12 protein-coding genes are annotated in these 12,439 nt (G+C 33.1%); 8 read left to right on the forward strand and 4 right to left on the reverse strand.

The window, feature by feature from the left end; genetic code table 11:
- The first annotated feature begins 414 nt into the window (after positions 1-414).
- From ERX46_RS16500 to ERX46_RS16520, 5 genes are all read left to right on the forward strand, one after another.
- Positions 415-1,158 (forward strand): HNH endonuclease, encoded by a 744-nt coding sequence (locus ERX46_RS16500; RefSeq protein ID WP_130094975.1) that lies wholly within the window; start codon positions 415-417, stop codon positions 1,156-1,158.
- A gap of 251 nt (positions 1,159-1,409) precedes the next feature.
- Positions 1,410-1,820: an OsmC family protein gene (locus tag ERX46_RS16505; protein ID WP_130094976.1), complete on the forward strand. Its 411-nt coding sequence runs from the start codon at positions 1,410-1,412 to the stop codon at positions 1,818-1,820.
- Complete coding sequence (locus ERX46_RS16510) at positions 1,821-2,096, forward strand: hypothetical protein (protein WP_130094977.1); 276 nt, start codon at positions 1,821-1,823, stop codon at positions 2,094-2,096. It abuts the gene before it with no gap.
- A gap of 72 nt (positions 2,097-2,168) precedes the next feature.
- Positions 2,169-2,675 (forward strand): hypothetical protein, encoded by a 507-nt coding sequence (locus ERX46_RS16515; RefSeq protein ID WP_130094978.1) that lies wholly within the window; start codon positions 2,169-2,171, stop codon positions 2,673-2,675.
- A gap of 241 nt (positions 2,676-2,916) precedes the next feature.
- Positions 2,917-4,173: a pyridoxal phosphate-dependent aminotransferase gene (locus ERX46_RS16520; protein ID WP_207214195.1), complete on the forward strand. Its 1,257-nt coding sequence runs from the start codon at positions 2,917-2,919 to the stop codon at positions 4,171-4,173.
- Between the two features lie 259 nt (positions 4,174-4,432).
- On the opposite strand, the gene ERX46_RS16525 is transcribed toward ERX46_RS16520, so the two are convergent.
- A complete protein-coding gene (locus ERX46_RS16525; protein WP_130094979.1) occupies positions 4,433-5,131 on the reverse strand; it encodes a LytR/AlgR family response regulator transcription factor in 699 nt (232 codons plus the stop codon).
- Entirely contained in the window at positions 5,128-6,159 is a 1,032-nt protein-coding gene (locus tag ERX46_RS16530) for a sensor histidine kinase (protein WP_130094980.1), read from the reverse strand. Before ERX46_RS16530 ends, ERX46_RS16525 begins: the two co-directional genes overlap by 4 nt.
- A gap of 199 nt (positions 6,160-6,358) precedes the next feature.
- Between ERX46_RS16530 and ERX46_RS16535 the strand changes: the two genes are divergently transcribed.
- From ERX46_RS16535 to ERX46_RS17740, 3 genes are all read left to right on the forward strand, one after another.
- The gene (locus ERX46_RS16535; RefSeq protein ID WP_130094981.1) at positions 6,359-6,769 is read left to right on the forward strand and encodes a DoxX family protein; all 411 of its coding nucleotides are present in this window, start codon (positions 6,359-6,361) and stop codon (positions 6,767-6,769) included.
- Positions 6,766-9,144, forward strand: a complete 2,379-nt coding sequence (locus ERX46_RS16540; protein ID WP_130094982.1) for a TonB-dependent receptor domain-containing protein — start codon at positions 6,766-6,768, stop codon at positions 9,142-9,144. Before ERX46_RS16535 ends, ERX46_RS16540 begins: the two co-directional genes overlap by 4 nt.
- Before the next feature lie 230 nt (positions 9,145-9,374).
- On the forward strand, positions 9,375-10,868 hold the full coding sequence (locus tag ERX46_RS17740) for a peroxiredoxin-like family protein (RefSeq protein ID WP_242494595.1): 1,494 nt from the start codon (positions 9,375-9,377) through the stop codon (positions 10,866-10,868).
- A gap of 483 nt (positions 10,869-11,351) precedes the next feature.
- Here ERX46_RS17740 and ERX46_RS16555 read toward each other — a convergent pair whose 3' ends face one another.
- Both ERX46_RS16555 and ERX46_RS16560 read right to left on the reverse strand, forming a co-directional pair.
- Positions 11,352-11,807 (reverse strand): helix-turn-helix domain-containing protein, encoded by a 456-nt coding sequence (locus tag ERX46_RS16555; protein WP_130094983.1) that lies wholly within the window; start codon positions 11,805-11,807, stop codon positions 11,352-11,354.
- The gene (locus tag ERX46_RS16560) at positions 11,785-12,186 is read right to left on the reverse strand and encodes a hypothetical protein (RefSeq protein WP_130094984.1); all 402 of its coding nucleotides are present in this window, start codon (positions 12,184-12,186) and stop codon (positions 11,785-11,787) included. The genes ERX46_RS16555 and ERX46_RS16560 overlap by 23 nt, the downstream gene beginning before the upstream one ends.
- Between the last annotated feature and the right edge of the window lie 253 nt (positions 12,187-12,439).

The following is a 12,439-nucleotide window of genomic DNA, read 5'->3' on the forward strand; positions in this document are numbered from 1 at the left end:
CCGTCTAATCCTGCGGAATCTACATAGCTGTACTTTTGTATTCGTTGGACTTCGCAATGATGTGCTTACTCATCCATACAACTATGCCTCTTATCCCGTTCCTGTTCGTCAGTTCAGACTTTTGTAGGATCGCTTACTTCACTGCATGGATCGCTCCAAACCAGCTTGCGACTTACTAATGTTTCCAGGCGTTACCCCAGCACATGAGAGACTTACACTCTCTGGACTTTCTCACAACAAGTTGTGAGAATTTCTTTATATTTACCATTCAAGGCACACACATTGTGTATAAGCAATAGCGGTTTTAGTGCTAATTTGAAAGTTAAAACTATAAATCAGAGGTCAGTACTATCTGACAGTTAAGTGGCTTGAAATCCGCTACTGCTCATACACGAGACCGTTACCCATAAGCTAATGAAACTAATAGATAACATTGAACAATTAGAACAAAATTTGGAAACAGTTGAGTTTTATCTCTCAGAAGGAACTGATTTCGAAAATGACAAAACAATTGGACTTGTTCGTGCAGGAGCTTGTTTTGTAGCGTATGAAATTGACAACGAATTGAGATTTGCACCAAGTAGATTTGTCGGTTATAATAACAACAGTATAGAGCAACATTTGAATTCACCCAAAGACGGACGAGATACAAACGTTGTGATTGAAAGAATGATGGACGACAAGCTCGGACCGAATGAAGATTTAGAAAAGGCCTTTCTGAAATATTGTCGGAATCTTGGAATTGAGCCTTATAATAAAAAAAGAAAATATTGGAAATTTAATCTCTCAAGAGAATTTAAAGCAAATTCGGAATTGGACGGAGAATTTCCGGAAGGAAAAATATCTGAACGAAAACACAAATTTCGTGAACGGAATTCAAAAGTCGTGAAAATCGCCAAACAGCATTTTAAGAACGAAAATGGTCGTTTATTTTGTCAAGTTTGTGAATTTGACTTTGAGAAAGAATATGGAGAAATCGGAATAGATTTTATCGAGGCTCATCACACAATTCCAGTCAGCGAAATGAAAGCCGAGCATAAAACAAAAATAGAGGATATTGCAATGCTTTGTCCTAATTGTCACAGAATGGCACATAAGAAAAGACCTTGGCTGAAAATGGCGGAATTAAAACAATTACGGAATAAAGCTAGTGGGTAATCACTAATTATTCGGCGTGCCGATAGGTCAACACGGAATACCATGTTGACGGCTCTGGTGTTCCTTATGGGAAAGCGATTTAATACCTCATTTTTGAAAGATGATTTGGAGATAAGTAGACACGAAAATGTGCGTGCGTTTCACATTTAAGGTCATGAAGTAGGTTTTTAAACATCGTTTCTAACTTTAATTATTTTAAGTTTAAAGAAACTATTCAAACAACAGGTCTTAAAACATCGAAATATCACATTATGAAAATCAAATTAGACAGAAAAAACGAATTTTTCCATTTCACAGCACAAAACGAATCAGGTTTAAGCCTAGAAATTGATGGCTCTCCGGAAATAGGAGGCGAAAACAAAGGATTCCGGCCGATGGAGTTAATGTTATCCGGAATTGCTTCGTGTTCCACAATTGATTTATTGCTGATTTTAAAAAAGCAAAAGCAAGTTGTAGAAGATATCAGTATTGAAACTTCAGGAGAAAGATCAGAAAGCGATGCGAAAGAATTTAAAAGTGTTCACCTTCATTACATACTTACGGGAGCTATTTCTTCATCTAAATTAGAACGAGCAATTGATTTAGCGATTACAAAATATTGTTCCGCCCTTTTATCTTTGGATCCGAATATTGAGGTGACGAGCAGTTATGAGATTCAATAAATGGAATGGATAATTATTAAACTTCTGATTTCGGATTTAAAGAAAGCGCAGAAAATACTAGCTGAGTATTCAGGAGGTTATTCAGGAGAGTACTTTTCTGCAGAAGATTTTCATAAAAACCTCGTAGATAGAATTGAAAAGTTGCAAAACGGAGACAGGAGTGTTATCGATGATTTGTGGCTGTGGTTTGCACCCACTTGCCAATGGGATGATTTTGTAGGAGATGTTGAGGTAGGAAATCGAATTTTTAAAAGACTGAATAAGTTGAAAAAATAATGGTTAATAACGTCATGGCTAAATACAACCTTTCTTAAAGCTTCACTATATTTACTCTTAATCAAAATTTAAATGCAAACTTCAGAAACACCTTTAGAATCCATCCTCACCAAGTCCTACAAGGAAGAGATGATTTCATATATCACAGCACATCAAGATGAGGTGGATGAATTAATTGAATTGGCAGTTTCAGATAAACAACCCTATTCATGGAGGGCAGCTTGGTTATTGTGGATTATCATGGAGAAAAATGATTTGCGTGTTCAAGCTCATGTTTCTACAATGGTAAAGCAACTCAATTCATGTAAAGATGGTCAGCAACGAAATTTGATTAACATACTTCTGAAAATGGAAGTTCCAGAGGAGAATGAAGGATTATTGTTTGATTCTTGCGTTGATATTTGGCTAAAAATTGAGAAACAATCTTCTGTGCGCTATAAGGCATTTGAAGTTATTGTTCAATTGGCTAAAAAATATCCGGAACTGAATAATGAAGTTGAATCGCTAACGGATAAACGATTTATAGAACCACTTTCTGGGGGGATTAGAAGGTCTTTTTATAACTTGATAAAACAGTGATGAAAATTATGAATTTTACACCAATGGAGCTCTCCGAATTTTGACGGAATCTTTTTTTTAACTTTTATACTGCTTGAAATGAATTGATTATAAAATAAATCAACACATCTGGAGGAAAGCTAATTTCATTTACCCACAGTTTTCCATATAGAGCCTTTAAATTAAAGTTTATAGTGAAATATAAATCGCACTAAGTTTAATTCTATCTTTGCAATCATAAAAAATAAATAAATCAATGGAGTTGAAAGTATCAAAAATGGCTGAGAATCTAATTGGTTCTGAGATTATTAAGTTAGCAGGTGAAATTAAAGCCAAAATAGCACAAGGAGAAAATATTCATAATTTCACGATTGGTGACTTTGATCCTGAGATCTTTCCAATTCCTGATAATTTAAAATCAGAGATTATAGCGGCATACCAAAACAATGAAACCAATTATCCTGCAGCTAACGGTATGTCGGTATTGAGAGATTCAATTTCGCGATATTTGTTGAATAATCTAGAATTAAATTATTCTCCTGATGACATCTTAATTTCAGGAGGAGCAAGGCCATTAATCTACGCTGTTTATCAAGCTTTGATTGATCCTCAAGACACAGTTTTATTTCCTGTTCCATCATGGAATAATAACCATTATACTCATTTGTCAGGCGGTCAGCAGATTTTTATAGAGACCACAGCAGATGAGAACTTTATGCCAACTGCTGAAGATTTTTTACCGCACATTCAAAAGGCGACATTAATTGCATTATGTTCACCTTTAAACCCTACAGGAACTGTCTTTTCCAAAGCTCAATTGAGTTCAATTTGTGAAATGGTTTTGGCGGAGAATGCAAGAAGATCAGCGGATGAAAAACCTTTGTATATTATTTATGATCAAATTTATTGGCAATTAACATTTGGTGAGACAGAACATTTTAATCCAGTTTCATTATATCCTGAAATGGCTAATTACACTGTTTTCATTGATGGGATATCAAAAGCTTATGCTGCGACAGGCGTTCGTGTTGGATGGGCATTTGGTCCAAATAAAATAATCTCTAAAATGAAATCAATTTTAGGACACGTTGGCGCTTGGGCTCCCAAAGCTGAACAAATCGCAACGGCTAATTTTTTAGAGCACAAAACTGCTTCTGCTGATTACATCACATGGATAAAAACTGAAGTTTTTAAAAGATTGGATGGATTTTATCAAGGTTTTCAAAACTTAAAATCTGAAGGTTTCCCCGTAGATGCGATTGCACCTCAAGCTGCAATTTATTTAACAATAAAATTCGATCTAAAAGGCAAGCAAACAAAAAGTGGAGTTGTTTTAAACACAACTAAAGATGTGACTGCCTTTTTATTAAATGAAGCTAAATTAGCAGTTGTACCATTTTATGCCTTTGGAGCGAATACTGAATCACCTTGGTACAGACTTTCGGTTGGAACAGCGTCTGAAAACGATGTGAAGGCTGTTATTGAAAAATTAAGAACAGCATTATCGACGATTAGCTAGTTGATGATGTTAAAGGTGAATATTGGTGATTTCTGAATTATATTATAATAAATTCAAATCGAATTTTTTAGAAGGAGGACTTAATTACATAAGCAATATTGGAACAGCTTTATTTTAGTATGATTGGAGCGGATATTCTGGTTCATTAGTGTCGAAGATGGCTCTGGTCGAACTCCAGTTTCTCAACCTTTGGGGAATAGGGAGATTCATAATTGTTTTATGGTTTATCCAGACTTCTTATTGCATGTAAAGAGAAAAATTATTTAATAAATTGCTCGATAAATTCATTTTTATAGGCCCTTCCAATCGGAATGACTCTTTGTTTTTCGAGGTGGATTTTATTTCCTGAGACCCTCAATACTTTTTCTGTATTGACAATGTAAGACTTGTGAATTCTGCTGAATTGCAGTGCAGGTAACGATTGTTCCCAAAACTTGAGGGTTTCAGTTGAAAGGTGCTTTATTTTTTCTAAATGAATTTCGGTGTAGTCGGCGTCTGACATGATATACACGATATCATCTATTTTAATTCGAATATGATCAAATCCACTTTTTATGAAAATATCTTTTTTAATGTTTTCAGTTTCCTCGTTTGGCGTTAAATCTCCATTAATATTTAAATTAACCTTAGAAACAGCCTGAACAAACCGGGGGAAAGAAAAGGGTTTGAGTAGGTAATCAACGACATTTAATTCATATCCTTCCAAGGCAAATTCTGGAAAAGCAGTGGTGAAAATTACTTGAGGTGGATTATTTAAAGATTTTAAGAAATCAATTCCAGATAATTTGGGAAGATGAATGTCTAAAAAGATTAAATCAATTTCATTCGTTTTTAAAAACTCAATTGCTTCCAATGCATTGGTGAAAAAGCCTTCAAGTTGCAAAGATTCAATATCTAAAATGTATTTTTTTAGAATTCGCTGTGCTGGCAATTGATCTTCTATGATTATGCATTTCATTTTATGGAGGTTTTAGTTAAATCAATGGTTAAATCAACCTTAAAAATCTCATTTTCAGACTTTTTTATTTCTAATTTATGCGCGTTTGGATAAAGTAATTCTAATCTTTTCTCAACATTTTCTAATCCTATTCCGCCTTCTAAACTAGAAATATTGCTTTGATCTCTAAACGTATTTTGACAAATAAACTTCAACTTGCCATTCTCTAATTCTTCTAAAAGAATATCAATTTCTATGTTGTCAGCTTGACTAGAAGAACTATGTTTAAAAGCATTTTCAATAAAAACAATTAAAATTAATGGAGCAATAGACTTTATGTTTGAAACGTTTTTTGTGGTAAAAGTGACTTTTCCTCTATCTTCAATTTGAAGTTCACTCAAACTAATGTAACTTTTAATTTGCTTGATTTCGTTTTCTAATGATACATAATCAGCTTTACATTCATACAACATATACCTTAGAACTGCCGATAATTCTAAAATTATTTCTGGTGTTTTAGGAGATTGTTCTACCGCATACGCATACAAATTATTCAAGTTGTTGAATAGAAAATGTGGATTGATTTGAGACTTTAAAAATTGTAATTCACTTTCTTTTGCGGAGCTTTTTAATTCCTCCATTTGTTTTCGATTCGTAAGTGCGTCCCAACCAAACTTAAAACCAACCAATACTGTTAACGTTGGCATGGTTCCCATTAAATTTCTAAAAACCCCTAAGAATTTGCGTCCGCGTGTGTCTGGATAATAAATTTTCTCTAGTATGGCTTCTTCAATATATATGATAATTCCAACCAGCACCAAAGTATAGAGTATAAAACCAATGTATTTTCCTTTATAGAGATATCTTGGAAGTAAAAGATAATTGATGATCAATGCTGGAATGGCATAGTTTAGATAGAAATAGATTTTGAATAATTCAATTTCTGGGTGACGCCTATCGAATGCAAAAAATACAAAGACAATCAAGTTTAATACGACCTGAAATAGTATCTCTTGAAATGATATTTTTTTAAATTCCGATTTAATCATATTGGGTAAAAATAAGTATTTGAATGTATAGTTCCTTGATAAATGGGGTAAACGACATTTTCTCAACGGTAAATAGCGTTTTATTCAATACCTTCTTAAAACTTTACACTTAACAGGGTCAATCATGTTGTTCAACGGATTCTATTTTTTTTATAGTCGTTTCTTTTATTCTTTTGTAGCCTAATTTAAAAAGTAAATTATGATTAAAGATAACGCACTGTTAAAAGATATTGGACTTTTGGTGCTAAGGGTTTTCTTAGGACTCGCAATGCTTTTTGGACACGGTTTATCAAAATGGACTAAACTTATTGAAGGAGGAGAAATTCAATTTGCAGATCCTTTTGGAATCGGAGAATTAAGTTCAATGATATTGGCTGTTTTTGCAGAGGTCTTTTGTTCAGCATTACTGGTTTTTGGATTGCTAACACGTTTATCTTTAATTCCATTGATTATCACAATGGCAGTTGCTGTTTTCTATGTTCATTTTTCTGAAGGTTTCGCAGGTTTTGAGAAGGCGCTCCTTTATTTAATGGGATACCTAACGCTGATGATTAGCGGTCCTGGAAAATTCGCTATAGATTCATTAATCAACATTAAATTTAAAAAATGAAGAATTTACTAAAATATACCGTCGTAATATTTACGCTTTTGACATTTACAGGATTTTCGTTTTCACAGAACGAGGAAATAGAAGTTTCTGGCGTTTTAATTGAAAATCAAACCAAACAACCTTTACCTTACGCCACAATTGTACTGAAAGATTTAGATACAGTAAGAGTGTTGGGCGGAACAACAACGAATGATCAAGGAGAATTTAGGCTAAAGACGAAGGAAAACAACTTTCTCGTTGAGATTAGTTTTATGGGATATACTACTCAAGTAATTTCAGACTTTAAAATCGAAAATTCAGCCATTGAGTTAGGAACAATTGAATTAATCTCTGAAAGTCAGTCTTTAGATGAAGTTGTAGTTAGGGGGGAGGTTTCTAAAACAGTTTTTAAATTAGATAAACGTGTTTTCAATGTTGGAAAAGATTTAAGCAGTACAGGAATGAGTGCGCTTGAAGTTTTGGACAATGTTCCTTCAGTGAGTGTAAATATCGATGGTGAAATAAGTTTGAGAGGAGGAGCAGGAGTTCAGATTTTGATCAACGGAAAACCTTCTGTTTTGGCAGATGGTTCTGGAAATTCTTTGGGAACAATAACTGCAGATATGATTGAAAGCATAGAAGTAATTACCAATGCTTCTGCGAAATACGAAGCTTCTGGAACAGCTGGGATTTTAAACATTATTCTTAAAAAGGAGGAGAAAAAAGGATGGAATGGATCTGTTAGTGCAAATACTGGTTATCCATCAAGTCACAGTGTTGGCTTGAGTTTAAATCGAAGAACAGAGAAGTTTAATTTGTTCACGCAACTGGGTGGTGGTTATCGTTCAAGTCCACGTTTTTCTGAAACAAGAAATGATAATTTAATTACTGGAGAATCTATTTCAAGTGAGGGGACATCCTACAGAAATGAAGCTTTTATGAATGTAACGCTTGGAACTGATTATCATATTAATGATTATAATGTGCTTACTTTATCAGGTAATTTCGCTTATGAAATGGAAGACCAACCTTCTGAAACTATTTATAAACTTATGGATGGTAATGATAATTTAATTTCCAATTGGTCTAGAAATGAAGTAACAGAAGCCATCAATCCTAAGTGGCAATATGATTTGAATTATAGAAAGCAATTTAAAAACAACAAGGATCATACGCTTCAGATTTCTGGTCTGGGAAGCTTCTTTGGAAAGGACCAAAGCTCACAGTTTTCATCGAGAACGCTGGAAGGATTAGAGGAAAATAGAGATCAAAAAACAGCGACGGATTTCAATAAAGTAGATTATACATTTAAGGCGGATTACTTCAATCCTATTACAAAAGAATTTACGCTAGAAGTTGGATCGCAATATGAAATTAATAATGTAGGAAACGATTTTCAAGTTGAGGATTATGTGAATGGAAGTTATGTTATTGACGAAAATCAAACCAATAATTTCGAATACGATCAAAAAGTGTTGGGCGTTTATACAACTGCTGCTTATGAAAAAGAAAAGTGGGGAGTAAAAGGTGGATTGAGAGTTGAAAATACTGATTTAAGCACCTTGTTGGTCAACACAGAAGAATCAAACAATAGAAATTTCACAGACTTTTTTCCTTCGCTTCATACATCGTATAAGGTTTCTGATAAAGTTTCTTTTCAGGCAGGATATTCAAGAAGAATCTATAGACCTCGTTTATGGGATTTGAATCCTTTCTTTAACATCACAAATAATTTCAATATTCGAGCAGGAAATCCAAATCTACAAGCTGAATACACGAACTCCCTTGAGGTGACGAGTATTTATAGAATTGGAAAAGCATCATTGAGTTCAAGTCTTTACTTTCAGAATACTGATGATGTGATCGAGCGTGTTTCAACAATTGAAGACAATGTAGTGTTTGTTCGACCATACAATGTTGGACAAAGAAATAGAGTTGGTTTCGAAACAAATGCCAAATATATTCCAACGAAATGGTTAACGCTAATGGCAGATTTTAATATGAATTATTTCGATAGAACAGGAGTTTTTGAAAATCAAGACTTCGATTTCACAGGAAGTCAATGGACTTTAGGAATTACTCCAAAAATAAAATTACCGTATGATTTCGATTTGGAGTTTTCAGGGAAATATAAGTCTGATGTTGAAACAGTTCAAGGTGAATCTTCTGGCTATGCAACGCTAGACCTTGGTTTGCGAAAGAAAATCCTTAAAGGAAAAATCATGTTGAGTCTTTCTGTTCGCGATGTATTTGAATCTCGTATTCAAGAAAACTATATCCTACAAGAAACTTTTGAAAACTATAGTTTTGGACAACGTGGAAGACAAGTCTCTTTTGGAATTAGTTATGGTTTCGGAAAAGGCGAGGCGATGAGTTATACTGGGAAAAGAAGGTAGGCTTAGAAAAGTGTAAAATATAGTTCCAAAGTGAGATTGCTAGTTGTGATTATTTAAGATTAATTGTTGGTATTAATTCCGCTAGCGAGCTGCACTATACTAATTTCGTGATATAAATAATATTTTTCGGTGACAGCAGGTTCGTTTATTTATGTAACAGAATCCATGATTAAATTTATAAAACGATAACAATTATTCTAAATATTAAAAATTCACCATAATTTAAAAATATGAAAATTACCATTTTAACGATTGCCATTTTGAGTGTTTCACTTTTTTCTTGTAACACAGAACAAGAGACCAAAACCACGGAATCCACCGAAGTTACAGCAGTCCAATTTGAAAATAAAGGACATCAGTTGGTGTACGATATGGTTCAGAAAGTAGGGAGATACGGTAAGTTGGCGACCAAAAAGAATGTTAGTTACACATATACGTATACAACAGCGGATAATCAATCTGATATTTCGACGGAAAAGTACATTTTTAACGGAGAGTTGTCTTATGGTAATTATAAAAAACATGAAAGAACATTAACTCAATTTGAAGGTGTTATAGAACAAGGTTATGATGGAAGCGAATTTTGGCTAAAACACGATGGCGAAATCGTAGAGGACGCTGAGGCTTTAAAAAGAGTTAAATTCAACAGACCAACAAATTTCTATTGGTTCACGATGATGCAAAAATTATTGGATCCAGGATTGAATTATGAATTTATAGAAGAAACCAAAATCGATAATCAAGATTACAATGTCGTGAAAGTAACTTTTGATTCGGAAGATGACAAACCAACAGATATTTATCAATTGTACATTAATAAAGAAACCCAATTGGTCGATCAATTTTTGTTTACCGTAGCAGACTTTGGAAAAATGGATATTCCAAGTTTGATGAAACTTGAGTATGAAGAAGTGGATGGAATGCTAATTCCTAGTCAACGTAAATACCAAAAATCTACATGGAATGCCGAAGTAGAAGGGGATAAATGGGTAACAGTAACTTGGTCTGACATTAAATTCAATAACGATTTTACAAAAGCAGACTTTAAAAAACAAAATCAAATGAAAATGAACCACGAAACATCACTAAAATCAAAACTGGATGAAAAGAAAGAAAATTTCGAATTGAAAGCGGATGACAACAAAAAAAGAGCTTACAAAGAAGGAATAGAATCCGTTGAAAAAAGTGGAATTATCAGTAAAGCAAAACAAGTTGGAGATCAAGCGCCAAATTTCACACTAAATAATGCACTTGGAAACCCAGTAGAATTGAAAGATGTGTTGAAGAAAGGAAAAGTTGTTTTGACATGGTACAGAGGTGGGTGGTGTCCTTATTGTAACTTGACATTGCACCAATTACAAGAAGAATTACCAAACTTTAAAGCAAATGGAGCTACTTTAATTGCCTTGACACCAGAATTGCCAGACAAATCAATAACCACTGCTGAGAAAAATGATTTAGAATTTGAGGTCTTAAGTGATATCGGAAATAAAATTGCCAAAGAATATGGAATCGTTTTCAAATTGACAGATGAGGTTGCTGGAATGTACAATGAATCGTTTGATATGAATAGCTACAATGGAGATAAATCAGATGAACTTCCATTAGCCGCAACTTTTATTATCGATGAAAATGGTGAAATTATTTATGCTTTTCTAGATGCTGATTACAGAAATAGAGCAGAGCCAAGCGAGATTACTGAGTTTTTGAAGAAGAATAGATAGGGTTTGGAAATGGAACTTACAAGTTAATGCAAATTTTGACAAACCAACACTTGTAAGAATATTCTATGACGGTGATTTTAACGGTACTGGTATTGATTTCAAAACGGATGGCACTTATATATTCGACAATTCTGCAATCGGACTTAGTAATTATGAGTATGGTACTTACGAAATAGATGATAATCATATTACCCTGGACAAGCAAGAACTTGATAAAGTTATTAAATCAAATAGGCTTGAAATTAGAGCTCAACAAATAGAATATTCTGACCGAACTGATACTAAGAACTATGTATTTCAATTAAGTGATAACGGAACTGTAATGGAAAACGAAATTGAATTTAGAGTAGTAATTGACAATAGAAATGAATAGAGTTTTGATAATAATATTGGAAAGCATTTTTATAGTACCTTGTTCAAACAATTAAAGTCCAAATAATATGAAAAGTGAAACAAATGATTTTATTTGCTGATTCCAGATAATTATTTTTCTTTCATTGAACGCGTTCTTTTAATAAAGTAAGATACCTTTTTAGTTTTACTAATGTGAGTATGCTCCTTTCTATCTTCATTCGTTAAATCTTTGTTAGACTCAATGCTTTGTTGGTTATCTTGAGTGGTTTCCGGAAATTCACCCTGCAATGAAATATCAAACTTAATGTCTAAAGCATTTTCAAGTTTTGCCAAAGTCAAAAAATTGAGATTTTTATGACCTCTAAATAATTGAGTTAAATAGCTTGCTGAAGTACCTATCATTGCAGCTAATTCTTTGCGGTTAATATTTTTGTGATCAGTTACTTCTTGAACTTTTGATAAAAACTTAGCCATCAGTAATTGTGCATTTGCTTCAATTCTTTCGGCTTCAGATTCAAACGCAAAAAGTTTATCAAACTCTTGTTGTATTTCATTATTTCCGTTATTCGCTAATTTCGTATTCATAACTCCCTACTTTTTCAATAATGTTTCTATTTTTTCCTTTGACTTTCTGACTTTTCTTTTTCTCAAATAATTCCGATGTTATTACAACAAACGTTTTGTCTTTTAATGTCAGTTCCCTACAATAAATTCTGTCATTAGATTGACCTTTAAAAAACTTCATTGCTGTAACTCCTTTGCTCTTACTGTTGATTTCTTCCTTGTCATAAAGATCTCTGTTTTTTAAGCGATTAAATATTAGATTACAGATATGACGAAATTTCTTTTTGTGTTTATCACTTTGACCGAGATAACTTAAAATTTCTGTTGCGTTTTTCACATCCACACAAATTGCAATTGATTTATCTTCATTATATCGTATTATTTTCGCTTCTCGTTTCAAAATTAAGCTATAGGTTAATTGATTGCAAATCTTTTAGAACTTTTTTTATTAAATATAACAAATTAGATTTAATAAAAAAAGCTTATTCAATTTTTAAAATCCTTATTTTGTTTTGATTATTAGTTGTTTATATTCTGTTAAAGGAAGTTATTATTACCTTAGAATTTGAGCTAGCAATGAATCGAAAATTAGTATGAGTAGAACATACTAACTCAACATTATTCTTTATAAGACCAACCCCCTTTCGATAAAC

This window comes from Brumimicrobium glaciale, from assembly GCF_004152935.1.
GTDB lineage: Bacteria > Bacteroidota > Bacteroidia > Flavobacteriales_D > Crocinitomicaceae > Brumimicrobium > Brumimicrobium glaciale.